This window comes from Streptomyces sp. NPDC006739, assembly GCF_042869815.1.
GTDB lineage: Bacteria > Actinomycetota > Actinomycetes > Streptomycetales > Streptomycetaceae > Streptomyces.
Window position 1 is genome coordinate 64963 of the sequence record NZ_JBIAGM010000012.1, and the last position, 13896, is coordinate 78858.

Consider the following 13896-nt stretch of genomic DNA (forward strand, 5'->3'; position numbering starts at 1 on the left):
CCACCGGAGTCGGTGACGGGGACCTTCAGCCAGCCAACCGGAAGCACGGGAAGAGATGTCGGCACCGAATAAGTCGTACGACCCGGTAGAGGTCGAGACGTTGAAACCGGAAGAGATCGAGCGCATGCGGGACGAGGCGCTCGCCGCCTTCGCCGCCGCGGAATCCCTCGACGCGCTCCACGAGGCCAAGGTCGCCCACACCGGCCCCGCCTCGCCGCTGGCCCTCGCCAACCGCGAGATCGGCGCCCTGCCCCCGCACGCCAAGGCCGACGCCGGCAAGCGTGTCGGCATGGCCCGCGGCGCCGTCAACAAGGCCCTCGCCGCCCGCCAGGGCGAACTGGAGGCCGAGCGCGACGCCCGGGTGCTGGTCGAGGAGTCGGTGGACGTCACGCTGCCCTACGACCGCGTCCCGGCCGGCGCCCGGCACCCGCTGACCACCTTCATGGAGCGGGTCGCGGACGTCTTCGTGTCCATGGGCTACGAGGTCGCGGAGGGCCCCGAGGTCGAGGCGGAGTGGTTCAACTTCGACGCCCTGAACTTCACCCCGGACCACCCCGCCCGGCAGATGCAGGACACCTTCTTCGTCGAAGGCCCCACGACGCGGTCCGACAGCGGCTCCGCCGCGGGTCACGGCGAGTCCGGTGTCGTGCTGCGCACCCACACCTCGCCCGTCCAGGCCCGCACTCTCCTCGACCGTGAGCTGCCGGTCTACGTCGTCTGTCCCGGCCGCGTGTACCGCACCGACGAGCTGGACGCGACCCACACCCCGGTCTTCCACCAGATCGAGCTGCTGGCCGTCGACGAGGGCCTGACCATGGCCGACCTCAAGGGCACCCTGGACCACATGGTCCAGTCGCTCTTCGGCTCGGACATGAAGACCCGGCTGCGCCCGAACTACTTCCCCTTCACCGAGCCGAGCGCCGAGATGGACATGCTCTGCTACGTGTGCAAGGGCGAGTCCGTCGGCAACCCCGACCGGCCCTGCCGCACCTGCTCCAGCGAGGGCTGGATCGAGCTGGGCGGCTGCGGCATGGTCAACCCGCGGGTGCTGGTCGCCTGTGGCGTCGACCCCGAGAAGTACAGCGGATTCGCCTTCGGGTTCGGCATCGAGCGGATGCTGATGTTCCGCCACAACGTCGAAGACATGCGAGACATGGTCGAGGGTGACGTCCGGTTCACCCGGCCGTTCGGGATGGAGATCTGATGCGGGTCCCGCTTTCTTGGCTGCGGGAGTACGTCGACCTGCCGGCGACGGAGACCGGGCGCGACGTCCAGGAGAAGCTCATCACGGTCGGCCTGGAGGTCGAGACCGTCGAGCAGCTCGGCGCCGACCTCAAGGGGCCGCTCGTCGTCGGCCAGGTGCTGACCATCGAGGAGCTGGAGGGCTTCAAGAAGCCGATCCGCTTCTGCACCGTCGACGTCGGCCGGGCCAACGGCACCGGCGAGCCCCAGGAGATCGTCTGCGGCGCCCGCAACTTCGCCGTCGGCGACAAGGTCGTCGTGGTCCTGCCGGGCGCGGTCCTGCCCGGCGGCTTCGCGATCGCCGCGCGCAAGACGTACGGCAAGACCTCCCACGGCATGATCTGCTCGACCGACGAGCTGGGCATGGGCGACGACGGCACGCACGGCATCATCGTGCTGCCGCCCGAGCACGAGGTGGGCACCGACGCCATCGAGCTGCTGGAACTGGTCGACGAGGTCCTCGACATCGCCGTCACGCCCGACCGCGGCTACGCCCTGTCGCTGCGCGGTGTCGCCCGGGAGACCGCGACCGCCTACGGGCTGCCGCTGCGCGACCCGGCCCTGATCGACGTCCCCGCGCCGAACGCCTTCGGCCACCCGGTCCAGATCTCCGACCCCTTCGGCTGCGACCGCTTCACCGCCCGCACGGTGACCGGCCTCGACCCGGAGGCACACTCGCCGATCTGGCTCAAGCGCCGCCTGCAGAAGGCCGGCATGCGCCCGATCTCCCTCGCCGTGGACATCACCAACTACGTGATGCTGGAGCTGGGCCAGCCGCTGCACGCCTACGACCGGGCCCGCGTCCAGGGCGCGATCGGCGTGCGCCGCGCCGAGGCGGGCGAGAAGCTCACCACCCTGGACGGCGTGACCCGCACCCTCGACGCCGAGGACCTGGTCATCACCGACGACCGGGGCCCCATCGGCCTCGCGGGCGTGATGGGCGGAGCCAACACCGAGATCGACGACACCGAGGGCACCACCACCGAGGTCGTCGTGGAGGCCGCGCACTTCGACGCGCTCTCCGTCGCGCGCACCGCCCGCCGTCACAGGCTGTCCTCCGAGGCGTCCCGGCGCTTCGAGCGCGGCGTCGACCCGCAGGCCGCCTCGGCCGCCGCCCAGCGCACCGTCGACCTGCTGGTGCTGCTCGCGGGCGGCACCGCCGACGCGGGCGTCACCGAGGTCATCGCCCCGTCCGCGCCCCGCACCCTCGCCATCCCGGCGAACCACCCCGACAAGGTGGCGGGCGTCGACTACGGCCGCGAGACCGTCGTACGCCGCCTCCAGGAGATCGGCTGCGACGTCTTTGGAAATTCTGCCGCGTGGAACGCGCCGTTGGGGGGTGGTGGTCGGGCGACGGGCGGGCAGGACGAGCTGATCGTCACCGTCCCGTCCTGGCGTCCCGACCTCACCGACCCCAACGACCTGGCCGAAGAGGTCATCCGCCTGGAGGGCTACGAGAACCTGCCCTCCACACTCCCCAAGCCCCCCGCGGGCCGCGGCCTGACCGAGCGGCAGCGGCTGCACCGCCGCGTCGGCCGCGCCCTGGCCGGCGCCGGCTACGTCGAGGCGCTCACCTACCCGTTCATCGGCGAGCAGGTCTTCGACCAGCTGCACCTGGAGGCCGACGACCCGGCCCGCCGGGTGGTCAGGCTGGCCAACCCGCTCTCCGACGAGGAACCCGCCCTGCGCACCACGCTGCTGCCGGGCCTGCTGGCCGCCCTGCGGCGCAACGACGGCCGGGGCTCCCACGACCTCGCGCTCTTCGAGACCGGCCTGGTCTTCCACCCGCGCGAGGAGCTGAAGGTCGCCGTCCGCCTGCCCGTGGACCGGCGTCCGACCGACGAGGAGATCGCCTCCCTCACCGAGGCACTGCCCGTCCAGCCCCGGCACGCCGCCGTCGTCCTCGCGGGCGCCCGCGAGCAGGCCGGCTGGTGGGGCAAGGGCCGTCCGGCCGAGTGGGCGGACGCCATCGAGGCCGCGCGGTCCGTGGCCCGGGAGCTCGGCACCGAGCTGATCATCCGCAAGGGCCGGTACGGCCCCTGGCACCCCGGCCGGTGCGCCGAGCTGGTGGCCGTCGTCGACGGGGCGGAGCGGGTCGCCGGGTACGCCGGTGAGCTGCACCCCGGTGTCCTCAAGACGCTGGGACTGCCCGCGCGCACCTGCGCGATGGAGCTGAACCTGGACGTGGTGGAGGCGGCGACCGGCGGACCGGTGAAGGGCCCGCGCATCTCGTCCTTCCCGGTGGCCACGCAGGACGTCGCCCTGGTCGTCGACCAGTTCGTCCCGCACGCGGACGTCGAGGAGGCGCTGCGGGACGGCGCGGGCACGCTGCTGGAGTCCATCCGGCTGTTCGACGTGTACGAGAACGCGGAGCAGCTGGGGGAGGGCAAGAAGTCCCTGGCGTACGCGCTGCGGTTCCGTGCCGCCGACCGGACGCTGACGGTGGACGAGGCGTCCGCGGCCCGCGACGCCGCGGTCGCCCTGGCCGGCGAGCGGACGGGCGCGGTGCTCAGGGGCTGATCGCCGCAGGGGTGACCCGGCCCCCTCGGACGACCTGCGTACCTGCGGGCCGACCGAGGGGGCCTCACTCGTTCGGGTGGGAAGTGGCGGCGATCCGGCCCTTCGGGGCCAGGGCGTCGACAGAATCGGACCGGCCTTTCGGGGTCGGTCCGTCTGCTCTGTCAGGGCCCACATGGGGGACCAGAGGCATGATCCGCATCAAGCCACGGGCACCCACCCGGTGGCCATCCCCGGCCGCGCCCGGCCGCCGGCCGCCGGGCCGCGCGCTCTCGCTGGGGCTGCCCACGGTCTGGGGCGCCGTCGCCGTCACCTACAAGCTCGGCTGCCCGCTCGCCCAGCAGAACGGGCTGGGCGCGCGGGTCGTCACCAGCGCCGTGTTCTTCGCGGTCGGAACCGGCCTGATCCTGCACGTCCGCCGGGCCCTGGTGCGTGAACTCCGTCAGCTGCGCAAGGTCGCCGGCGCCGCGCAGAGCGTGCTGCTGCGGCCCCTGCCACCCCGGCTCGACGGCCTGAACGTGGCGGCCGCCCAGCTCTCCGCCGACCGCGGCGCGGCCATCGGCGGCGACCTGTACGAGGCCGTCGCCACCGAACACGGCGTCCGCGTGGTGATGGGCGACGTCCGCGGTCACGGCCTGCCCGCGCTCGGTACGGTGGCCGCCGTCCTCGGCAGTTTCCGCGAGGCGGCCCACGACGAACCCGGACTCGACCGCGTACTGCGCCGGCTGGACCGCGCCCACGCCCGCCATCTGCGCGAACGGGCCCGCGCCGAACACCCGTCGGCCGGCGCCGCGGACGTCGAGAACCCGGTCGCCGAGGAGTTCGTCACCGTCCTGCTGCTGGAGATCGCCCGGGACGGCGAGGTCCGCGCCCTCAACTGCGGTCACCCGTGGCCCTACCTGATCAGCGGGACGCGGGTCGGACTCCTGACCCGAGCGGACCCGCTGCCGCCGCTCGGCCCGTTCCCGCTCCCCGCCGACCTGGACCCCGTGCACTGCGGCCGCCTGCTCCCGGCCGAGTCCCTGGTCCTCTACACGGACGGCGCGGAGGACGCGAGGGACGCCCGAGGCCACTTCTTCTCCCTGCCCACGGCCCTGGCGGCAGCCGTACGCCACCATCCGGTGACCCCCCAGACCATGCTGCGCACGGTCTTCACGTCCCTGCTCCGGCACACCTCCGGCACCCCGACGGACGACGTGGCGGTACTCGTCCTGCGCAACGACCGGACAACGCCGGGGGCGGCTTCCCGAGGGGCGCCGGGGACGGCGCGCCAAGCCCCCACCGGCCCGCAGCCGACCACGAACCGATAGCCCACTCCTTGCCGGCACGCATCTGTGCCTTGCGCCTGCGCCGGCCAGCGCCGACGGCCAGGCCACCGCACTTTGTTCGAGGGGGAGCCGGCGGCCCGGCCGGCCTCTTGCGAGGCATCTCAGTCAACCGGACGAACACGGGGAGCGACAGCGCGCACACGCTGCGGATCCGGGCACTCCGTTCACACCCCGTGTGAAGCCGGACGCACTACGCTGACCGACACCAGGCCACCCGGGGGGCACTCATGCAGCCCAACACTCTGCTCGACGCGATCCTGGACGAGGCGGGGATCTCGCACGCCGGTCTCGCCGCCCATGTCAACCAGGCCGGTCGGGCGCGAGGTCTCGCGCTGCGGTACGAACACACCGCCGTGGCGCGGTGGTTGAAGGGCCAGCGGCCCCGGGGCCAGGTGCCGGACCTGATCTGCGAGGTGCTCGCCGTCCGGCTGCACCGTCCCGTCACCCTCGACGACATCGGCCTGGGCGTGCCCGGCGAGCCGGGTGTGCCGCACGGCACCTCGCTCAACGGGTTCGTCGAGCGGGCCACCGCCCTGTGGCGCTCCGACGAACAGCAGCGCCCGCACGTCCTCGGCGCCCCCGCCGTCACCGGTACCCCCGCGGTGATGCCCGTGTGGGAGTGGGAGAACCCGCCCGAGGACACCGATGTCTCCCGGGGCGGCCGGCACCGCGTCACCGCCTCCGACCTGGCGATGCTGCGCGCCGCCCGCACCCATTACGAGCAGATGTACCGCAAGGCGGGCGGCATCGCGACCCGCACCCGGATCGTCGGGTTCCTCAACGCCGAGGCCGCCCCGCTGCTGCGCGGCAGCTACACCGACGCCACCGGTCGCCAACTGCACCGGGCGACCGGCGGTCTGGTGGCGATCGCCGGTATCTGCGCCTACGACTCCGACGCGCACGGTCTCGCCCAGCGCTACTTCCACCAGGCGCTGCGGCTGGCGAAGGCCAGCGGGGACCGGGGACTTGGCGCGTACGTGATCGCGCTGCTGGTCAACCAGGCGCTGTTCATGCGGGAGTACCGGCAGGCGGTCGCCTTCGCCGAGGCGGCCCTGCGCGCCGCCGGACGGCACATCACCCCCGCCCTCGCCTCCGATCTGTACGCGATGCAGGCCAAGGCGTACGCCCACCTCGGCGACGGCACGAGCGCCCTGTCCTGCATCCGGCGCGCGGAGACCGCCGCCGACCGCATCCGGCGCGGACACGAACCGGACGAGACCGGCTATGTCCAGCCGGGACTGGTCAATGTGCAGGTGGCCGAGGCGCTGCTCAGCCTCGGTGAACTGGCCGCCGCCCGGGAGCACGCCGCGGCCGCCGTCGACAACCCTGCCCACGACCGGGGCCGGGTGCACCGGCTCGCGATGCTCAGCACCATCGAACTGCGCCAGGGGAACGCCGACAACGCGGTGGCGACGGCCGTGCAGATGGCCGAGCAGGCCCGCGGAATGGAGTCCCAGCGCCTGCGCGACAGACTCCGCGCGGTACGCGAGCACCTGGTGCGCAGCGGATCGGCCGGAACCGCCGAAGCCGCCGAACTGATCGACGGGGCACTGCGCGTACCGCTGTAGGCGCTCCGGCGCCCTGTAGGCCTGAGGAGCCGCTGCTGCGATATTGCCACTTACTCAGCGGAAGGTGGCAGAACCGTGCAGTGGACGAAACAGAACGAACAAACTGTGTATGAAAACCGCTGGTTCAGCGTCAATCTCGCGGATGTCGAGCTGCCGGACGGCCGGCATCTCGACCACTTCCTGATACGGCTGCGGCCGGTGGCCGTGGCCACGGTCGTCAACGAGGCGAACGAGGTCCTCCTCCTGTGGCGCCACCGCTTCATCACCGACAGCTGGGGGTGGGAACTGGCCGCGGGCGTCGTGGAGGACGGCGAGGACATCGCGACCGCGGCCGCCAGGGAACTGGAGGAGGAGACCGGCTGGCGGCCGGGACGCCTGCACCACCTCATGACCGTGGAGCCGTCCAACGGCCTCACCGACGCCCGGCACCACATCTACTGGGCCGACGACGGCGAGTACCTCGGACACCCCGTGGACGACTTCGAGTCGGACCGCCGGGAATGGGTCCCTCTCAAGCTCGTTCCCGACATGATCGCCCGTGGGGAGGTCCCGGCCGCCAACATGGCGGCCGCGTTACTCCTGCTGCACCACCTCAGGCTCGCCGATGATTAGTGGGCCAGCGCCTGCCAGATCGTGACGACGAGTGCGCCCAGTGCCGTGAGCGCGGCGACCGAGGGCAGGGGCCAGCGTGCGTGCTCCAGCGAGATCATGCGGGTGTTCAGCTCGTCCAGTTCCTTCGCGGTCTCCTCGGTGCGGTGACTGAGCAGTGCCAGCCCGCCCTCGACGCGGGCGTACGCCACATCGAGGCGGCGGCGTAACTCTGCGAGTTCTCCATGGACCACGGGATGCTCGGATTCGGCGGTCACGGGTCCACTCCTTTCCGTAGTCGAACGTGGTGGTTCCGCATCCCTTGCATGCGCATGAAGAGTGAACTCGCCTGGTGGGCGCGTGGGGAGCGTGTGCGACAGGCATATGCGAGCCCGGCGCGCACACGGGGAGTGAAACAGATGTGCCCGGCACCGAACGCGGTGCCGGGCACGCTCCGTGACGTCGGGTGCGGGATCAGCCGTAGGTGTAGAAGCCGGACCCGGTCTTCCGGCCGAGCCGGCCTGCCTCGACCATGCGCTGGAGCAGCGGCGGAGCGGCGTACAGCGGCTCCTTGTACTCGGCGTACATCGAGTGGGCGATGGAGACGATGGTGTCCAGCCCGATCAGGTCGGACAGCTTCAGCGGGCCCATCGGGTGGGCGCAGCCCATCTCCATGCCGTTGTCGATGTCCTCGCGGCTCGCGATGCCCGACTCGAACATACGGATCGCGGACAGCAGGTAGGGCACGAGCAGCGCGTTGACCACGAACCCGGAGCGGTCCTGGGCGCGGATCGCGTGCTTGCCGAGCACCTTCTCGGTGAAGACCTGGGCGCGGCTGAGGGTGCCCTCGGAGGTGGTGAGCGCCGGGATCAGCTCGACCAGCTGCTGCACCGGTGCCGGGTTGAAGAAGTGGATGCCGACGACGTGGTCGGGGCGCGAGGTGGCGACCGCGAGCTTGACCAGCGGGATGGAGGAGGTGTTGGAGGCCAGGATCGCGTCCGGACGGGTCACCACCTGATCGAGCACTTGGAAGATCTCAGTCTTGACCTGCTCGTTCTCCACGACGGCCTCGATCACCAGATCGCGGTCGGTGAACTGGCCGAGGTCGGTGGTGAAGCTCAGACGCGCCTGTGTGGCGTCCCGCTCCTCCTCGCTGATCTTGCCGCGCTCGGCGGCCTTGGCCAGGGAGTTGAACAGCCGGGTACGGCCGATCTCCAGAGCCTCGCCGGTGGTCTCGGCGACCCTGACGTCCAGACCGGCGCGGGCGCACACCTCGGCGATGCCCGCTCCCATCTGGCCGCAGCCGACGACTCCGACGCGCCCGATGTCTCCCGATGGGATGCCCGTCACATCGTTCCCTTCGCTGATCCACGACCGTATGCGGCAGGTTCTCCCGGGTCGGTGCCTGCTCCGATCGTGCACGTTACTCCCAAGTATCGATGATCGATCGTCCGGGTGCGGGCATCCTGGGCCACGAGACGATCCGCGACCGAGCGGATCCGGAGCGTGAGGGGGTGCGCGGATGGGGCGAGTGTCCCGCCGTACGTTCGCGATGGCGGCGCTGTCGACCCTTTCGGCACTGTCGGCGCCGGCCACGGCCCGTCCCGCGGCGGCCGTGCCGTGGTGCCGGGGCACGGCGGCCAGTGAGATGCGGGGCGTGTGGCTGGCCACGGTCGCCAACCGCGACTGGCCCTCGCGGCCCGGCCTGACGGCGTCGAGGCAGCGCGCGGAACTGATCGCCCATCTGGACCGGGCGGTCCGCGACCGGCTGAACACGGTGGTCTTCCAGGTGCGGCCCACGGCGGACGCGTTGTGGCCCTCGCCGTACGAGCCCTGGTCGCAGTTCCTCACCGGCACCCAGGGCAAGAACCCCGGCTGGGACCCGCTGGGCACGGCCGTCAAGGAGGCCCACGCCCGGGGACTGCAGCTGCACGCCTGGTTCAACCCGTACCGGATCGCCACCCACGCGGACCCCGGCCGGCTGGTCCCCTCGCACCCGGCCCGCAAGCACCCGGACTGGGTGGTGTCCTACGGCGGCCGGCTCTACTACAACCCGGGCCTGCCGAAGGTCCGGGCCTTCGTGCGGACGGCCATGCTCGACGCGGTGGCCAGGTACCCGGTCGACGCCGTCCACTTCGACGACTACTTCTATCCGTATCCGGTGCCCGGCCAGACCTTCGACGACGACGACGCGTACGACGCGTACGGTGGCGACTTCCCCGACCGGGCGGCCTGGCGCCGGGACAACATCGACCGGCTGGTGCGGGAGACGGCCGCCGGCATCAAGCGGACCAGGCCCGGCACCCGGTTCGGGATCAGCCCCTTCGGCGTGTGGCGCAACGCCTCCACCGACCCGCGCGGTTCGGACACCCGGGCGGGCGTGCAGACGTACGACGACCTCCACGCCGACAGTCGCACCTGGGTGCGCGAGCACTGGATCGACTACGTCGTCCCACAGCTGTACTGGCACATCGGCGACCCCGCCGCCGACTACGCCACGCTCGTGCAGTGGTGGGCGGACGTGGCCAAGGGCACCGGAACCCGGCTCTACGTGGGCGAGGCGCTGTACCGGGCGGGGGCGGCGGGGCAGCCGCCGGCCTGGCAGGACCCGGCCGAGCTGTCCCGGCACCTCACCCTGGCCGGCCGCCGCCCCGAGGTGCGCGGGCATGTCTTCTTCGCCGCCAAGGACGTGGCGGCGGACCCGGCGGGAGCGATGGCGCGGGTGGTCGCCGACCACTACCGGAAGCCGGCGACGGCTCCGCGCTGACCCGCTCCCACCCGATGTTCGCTACTTCTGCTCCTGCGGGTGGCGGACCTCGCAGTCGGGACCGGGGGACATGATGGCCTCACGTCCGTCCGGGAAACGGACCCGGTAGGGCGGGTTGCCCCCGGTGCCCATCACTTCGACGATTTCGGTGACCTGGTCGTGTTGGCCGACCACCCTGCCGTGCTGGACAAGCTGGTCGCCCTGGGATGCGCGCATCTTCAGGCCCTCCTTGCGATCACGACCGTTGAGTGACGGCGATGCACACGAGCACCGCGGCGGCCGTCAGGGGAGCGGCCGCCGTGAGGTGCTCGCCCAGCAGCAGCACCGACCACACCAGTGTGAGCAGCGGCTGGGCCAACTGCAACTGGCTGGCCCTCGGGATACCGACGGCCGCCATGCCCCGGTACCAGACGACCAGCCCGAGGAACTGGGAGCCCACCGCCACCCACAGCAGCCCGGCCACCGCGTGGGCGCCGAGGCGCACGGGCTCGTACGACAGGGCCAGCGCGGCGGCCGGCGCCGTCAGCGGCAGACACAGCACCAGCGCCCAGCCGATGACCTGCCAGCCCGGCATCACCCGGGCCAGCCGACCGCCCTCGGTGTAACCGGCCGCGCACACCAGGAGCGCCCCGAACAGAAAGCCGTCGGCGGCGGTGAGGGCGCCGCCGCTCTGGCTCACGGTGAAGGCGATGACAGCCGCCGCGCCGGTCAGGGCCGCCGCCCAGAAGGTGCGCGAGGGGCGGGTGCCCATGCGCAGCGCGGACAGCAGGGCGGTGGTCAGCGGCAGCAGGCCGACCACGACGGCCGCGTGCGCGGTGCTGGAGGTCCGCAGGGCCAGCGTGCTGAGCAGCGGGAAGCCGAGCACCACGCCGCCGGCCACGACGGCGAGCCCCGGCAGATGGCGGCGCTCGGGGGGCCGTACCCCCGTCGCCAGCAGGCAGCCGCCGGCCACGAGCGCGGCGAGAACGCTGCGCACGGACACCAGCGACCAGGGCCCGAAGCCCTCCAGGCCCCAGGCGGTGGCCGGGAAGGTGAGGGAGAAGGCGATGACCCCGAGCGCGGCCTGCAGCGTGCCCGCCGCACGGGGACGCTCTCCGGGGAGGGTGCTGACCGCTATCGGGGCGGAGATAGTAGCGCTACTCTGTGCTCTCATGTACGAGCGTAGCAGTGTGGCGGATCTGGCTGAACAGCTGCGACGAGAGCTGGACCGCTACTCTCCCGGTGGAAAGCTCCCGTCGAGCCGGACGCTGGTCGAGCGGTTCCGGGTGAGCCCGGTGACCGTGTCCCGGGCACTGGCGCAGCTGGCCGCCGAGGGGCTGGTGGTCACCCGGCCCGGCGCCGGAGCCTTCCGCGCCCGCACCCGTGCCACCGCCGCGCCGGCCGGGGACACCTCCTGGCAGGAGGTGGCGCTCAGCGCCGACGGCGCCGCCGACCTCGTACCGCGCACGGTGGACGCCACCGGCGTCACGGTGACCCTCGCCGCCCCGCCGCCCGGTGTGCTGGAGTTCAGCGGCGGCTATCTGCACCCCGCGCTGCAGCCCGAGCGGGCGATGGCGGCGGCACTGGCCCGCGCCGGACGGCGCCCCGGAGCCTGGGGGAGACCGCCGGTGGAGGGGCTGGCGGAACTGCGCGAGTGGTTCGCCCGGGGCATCGGCGGCACCGTCACCGCGGCCGAGGTGCTGATCGCGGCCGGCGGCCAGGCCGCCCTCGCCACCGCCCTGCGCGCGCTCGCCCCGCCCGGCGCCCCGGTCCTGGTCGAGTCGCCCACCTACCCCGGCATGCTGGCCCTCGCCCGTGCCGCCGGACTGCGCCCCGTGCCGGTGCCGGTGGACGCCGAGGGCGTCCGGCCGGAACTGCTCGCCGACGCCTTCCGGGCCAGCGGCGCCCGGGTGTTCGTCTGCCAGCCCCTGTTCCAGAACCCGACCGGCGCCGTGCTGGCCCCCGCCCGGCGCGCCGAGGTGCTGCGCATCGCCCGCGCGGCGGGGGCGTTCGTCGTCGAGGACGACTTCGTACGACGCCTGGTGCACGCGGACGCCGGACCGCTGCCGCCTCCGCTGGCCGCCGAGGACACCGAGAACGCCGACGGCGTCGTCGTCCACGTCGGCTCGCTGACCAAGGCGACCTCGCCCAGCTTCCGGGTGAGCGCGCTGGCCGCGCGCGGGCCGGTACTGGAACGGCTGCGCGCCATCCAGGTCGTCGACACCTTCTTCGTCCCGCGCCCGCTCCAGGAGGCGGCGCTCGAACTCGTCGGCTCGCCGGCCTGGCCCCGCCATCTGCGGGCCGTCTCCGCCGAGCTGAAGACCCGCCGCGACGCGCTCACCACCGCCCTCGCCCTGCACCTGCCCGAACTCACCCTGCCGCACGTCCCCTCCGGCGGCTACCACCTCTGGCTGCGCCTCCCCGACGGCACCGACGAGCAGGCCCTGGCCGCCGCCGCCCTGCGCGCGGGCGTCGCCGTCACCCCCGGCCGCCCCTACTTCAGCGCCGAGCCCCCCGCCGCTCACGTTCGGCTGAGCTTCGCGGCGGTCGCCGGGGTGACGGAGATCGCCGAGGGGGTACGGCGGTTGCGGGCGGCCTGCGACGAGGTGCTGTGAGGTGCGCGGCCCGGTGAAACCGGTTCGACGCCGGAGCCCCGTTCCTGTGAGGATCCCGGGATGAACGACACACCACGCCTGCCCGACGGCTACGAGTTCTCCGCCGACACCGGCCGCGTCGACGTGGACCGCGTCCACCGGTGGCTGTCGACCGACAGCTACTGGGCGGCCGGCCGCCCCCGCGAGACGCACGAGCGCGCGATGGCCTCCTCCCTCAACTTCGGGATCTACGAGACGGCCTCCGGCCGGCAGGTGGCGTACGCGCGCGTGGTGACCGACCAGGCGCTGTTCGCCTGGCTCGCCGACGTCTACGTGGACCCGTCGGTACGCGGCAAGGGCGTGGGCACCGCGCTGGTCGGGAGCGTGCGCGAGCACCTGCGGCCCTACGGGCTGCGGCGCGTCCTGCTGGCCACCCAGGACGCCCACGGCGTCTACGGGAAACTGGGCTTCGGGCCGCTCGAGCGCCCCGAGCACTGGATGGCGTTCCACTTCGAGTAGGACGCCCGGGTTCAGCAGGGCGCCCGGGTTCAGCAGGGCGCCCGGGTTCAGCAGGGCGCCCAGGTTCCAGCGGGACGCCCAGGACACTTCGGACAACGGCAGGCCGCCGCCGGTAACGCCCGGGTCGCACCCCTTGACCTGCCCACACGCGCGGCTCACCATCACCGCATGCCACTTCGGGTCACGTTCGTCGCCGCCGCGCGCAGCTCCTCGCTGCTCGCGGAGCGTTTCGAGGACGACCGGCCGCTGGACCAGGCGGGCTGGGACGAGGTGCAGCGCGTCGTACCGGACCTGCTGCCGCTGGCGGCGGCCGAGCTGCGCTACTGCTCGCCGACGCCCCGCAGCCGGGCCACCGGCGACGCACTCGGGTACGCCCCGCTGGTCCAGCTCGGGCTGCGGGACTGCGACATGGGCCGCTGGCGCGGGCTGACGCTGGGCGAGGCGATGGCCCGTGAACCGGAGTCGGTGGACGCCTGGCTCGCCGACCCGCGCTCCACCCCGCACGGCGGCGAGTCGCTGCTGGAGTTCGTCTCCCGGGTCGGCGGCTGGCTCGACACCCGCCCGGTCGACGACGGCGGCCGGATCGTGGCCGTGGCCGAGCCCTCGGTGGTCCGTGCCGCCCTGGTCTACGCGCTCAAGGCACCGCCGTCCACGTACTGGAACATCGACGTCCGGCCCCTGTCCACGATCGCGGTGACGGGCCGCGCGGGCCGCTGGAACCTCCGCTTCGACGGCACCTCGACGCAGCCCTCCCGTACATAGCCACCGGACCGGAAGAAGGACCTCATTCCCTG

At 72.9% G+C, this 13896-nt stretch carries 13 protein-coding genes; 9 read left to right on the forward strand and 4 right to left on the reverse strand.

The features are described from left to right. Positions 1-55: 55 nt before the first annotated feature. The 5 genes from pheS to ACFYMM_RS23685 all read left to right on the forward strand — a co-directional run bounded on the left by pheS (position 56) and on the right by ACFYMM_RS23685 (position 7267). Positions 56-1204, forward strand: a complete 1149-nt coding sequence (gene pheS / locus ACFYMM_RS23665) for a phenylalanine--tRNA ligase subunit alpha (protein ID WP_388389683.1) — start codon at positions 56-58, stop codon at positions 1202-1204. Continuing rightward, a complete protein-coding gene (gene pheT / locus ACFYMM_RS23670; RefSeq protein WP_388389685.1) occupies positions 1204-3762 on the forward strand; it encodes a phenylalanine--tRNA ligase subunit beta in 2559 nt (852 codons plus the stop codon). The genes pheS and pheT overlap by 1 nt, the downstream gene beginning before the upstream one ends. 188 nt (positions 3763-3950) lie before the next feature. Beyond that, positions 3951-5069 carry a PP2C family protein-serine/threonine phosphatase gene (locus tag ACFYMM_RS23675; protein ID WP_388389687.1) on the forward strand — a complete coding sequence of 373 codons (1119 nt, stop codon included), beginning with the start codon at positions 3951-3953 and terminating at the stop codon, positions 5067-5069. 245 nt (positions 5070-5314) lie between these two features. Next, entirely contained in the window at positions 5315-6655 is a 1341-nt protein-coding gene (locus ACFYMM_RS23680) for a transcriptional regulator (RefSeq protein WP_388389689.1), read from the forward strand. Positions 6656-6730: 75 nt separating this feature from the next. Continuing rightward, positions 6731-7267 (forward strand): NUDIX hydrolase, encoded by a 537-nt coding sequence (locus tag ACFYMM_RS23685; protein ID WP_388389692.1) that lies wholly within the window; start codon positions 6731-6733, stop codon positions 7265-7267. Here ACFYMM_RS23685 and ACFYMM_RS23690 read toward each other — a convergent pair. Continuing rightward, positions 7264-7521 (reverse strand): hypothetical protein, encoded by a 258-nt coding sequence (locus tag ACFYMM_RS23690; protein ID WP_388389694.1) that lies wholly within the window; start codon positions 7519-7521, stop codon positions 7264-7266. The genes ACFYMM_RS23685 and ACFYMM_RS23690 overlap by 4 nt on opposite strands. 196 nt (positions 7522-7717) lie before the next feature. Next, a complete protein-coding gene (locus ACFYMM_RS23695) occupies positions 7718-8593 on the reverse strand; it encodes a 3-hydroxybutyryl-CoA dehydrogenase (RefSeq protein ID WP_388389695.1) in 876 nt (291 codons plus the stop codon). Between the two features lie 172 nt (positions 8594-8765). On the opposite strand from ACFYMM_RS23695, the gene ACFYMM_RS23700 reads away from it, so the two are divergent. Then, positions 8766-10010, forward strand: coding sequence for a glycoside hydrolase family 10 protein (locus tag ACFYMM_RS23700; protein WP_388389696.1), 1245 nt, complete (start codon positions 8766-8768; stop codon positions 10008-10010). A gap of 21 nt (positions 10011-10031) precedes the next feature. Here ACFYMM_RS23700 and ACFYMM_RS23705 read toward each other — a convergent pair whose 3' ends face one another. Continuing rightward, on the reverse strand, positions 10032-10226 hold the full coding sequence (locus ACFYMM_RS23705) for a DUF1918 domain-containing protein (protein WP_388389698.1): 195 nt from the start codon (positions 10224-10226) through the stop codon (positions 10032-10034). 19 nt (positions 10227-10245) lie between these two features. Beyond that, positions 10246-11163, reverse strand: coding sequence for a DMT family transporter (locus tag ACFYMM_RS23710; RefSeq protein WP_388389700.1), 918 nt, complete (start codon positions 11161-11163; stop codon positions 10246-10248). Between ACFYMM_RS23710 and ACFYMM_RS23715 the strand changes: the two genes are divergently transcribed. From ACFYMM_RS23715 to ACFYMM_RS23725, 3 genes are all read left to right on the forward strand, one after another. Further along, positions 11162-12604 carry a PLP-dependent aminotransferase family protein gene (locus tag ACFYMM_RS23715; protein WP_388389702.1) on the forward strand — a complete coding sequence of 481 codons (1443 nt, stop codon included), beginning with the start codon at positions 11162-11164 and terminating at the stop codon, positions 12602-12604. The two genes, ACFYMM_RS23710 and ACFYMM_RS23715, sit on opposite strands and share 2 nt — an antisense overlap. A gap of 60 nt (positions 12605-12664) precedes the next feature. Beyond that, complete coding sequence (locus tag ACFYMM_RS23720; RefSeq protein ID WP_388389704.1) at positions 12665-13102, forward strand: GNAT family N-acetyltransferase; 438 nt, start codon at positions 12665-12667, stop codon at positions 13100-13102. A 168-nt stretch (positions 13103-13270) separates the two neighbouring features. After that, positions 13271-13864 (forward strand): histidine phosphatase family protein, encoded by a 594-nt coding sequence (locus ACFYMM_RS23725; RefSeq protein ID WP_388389706.1) that lies wholly within the window; start codon positions 13271-13273, stop codon positions 13862-13864. Positions 13865-13896: the final 32 nt, after the last annotated feature.

Coding starts and splice junctions, on each gene's coding strand:
- pheS (WP_388389683.1), top strand. CDS start 56: ATGTCGGCACCGAATAAGTCGTACGACCCGGTAGAGGTCGAGACGTTG.
- pheT (WP_388389685.1), top strand. CDS start 1,204: ATGCGGGTCCCGCTTTCTTGGCTGCGGGAGTACGTCGACCTGCCGGCG.
- ACFYMM_RS23675 (WP_388389687.1), top strand. CDS start 3,951: ATGATCCGCATCAAGCCACGGGCACCCACCCGGTGGCCATCCCCGGCC.
- ACFYMM_RS23680 (WP_388389689.1), top strand. CDS start 5,315: ATGCAGCCCAACACTCTGCTCGACGCGATCCTGGACGAGGCGGGGATC.
- ACFYMM_RS23700 (WP_388389696.1), top strand. CDS start 8,766: ATGGGGCGAGTGTCCCGCCGTACGTTCGCGATGGCGGCGCTGTCGACC.
- ACFYMM_RS23705 (WP_388389698.1), bottom strand. CDS start 10,226: ATGCGCGCATCCCAGGGCGACCAGCTTGTCCAGCACGGCAGGGTGGTC.
- ACFYMM_RS23715 (WP_388389702.1), top strand. CDS start 11,162: ATGTACGAGCGTAGCAGTGTGGCGGATCTGGCTGAACAGCTGCGACGA.
- ACFYMM_RS23710 (WP_388389700.1), bottom strand. CDS start 11,163: ATGAGAGCACAGAGTAGCGCTACTATCTCCGCCCCGATAGCGGTCAGC.
- ACFYMM_RS23720 (WP_388389704.1), top strand. CDS start 12,665: ATGAACGACACACCACGCCTGCCCGACGGCTACGAGTTCTCCGCCGAC.
- ACFYMM_RS23725 (WP_388389706.1), top strand. CDS start 13,271: ATGCCACTTCGGGTCACGTTCGTCGCCGCCGCGCGCAGCTCCTCGCTG.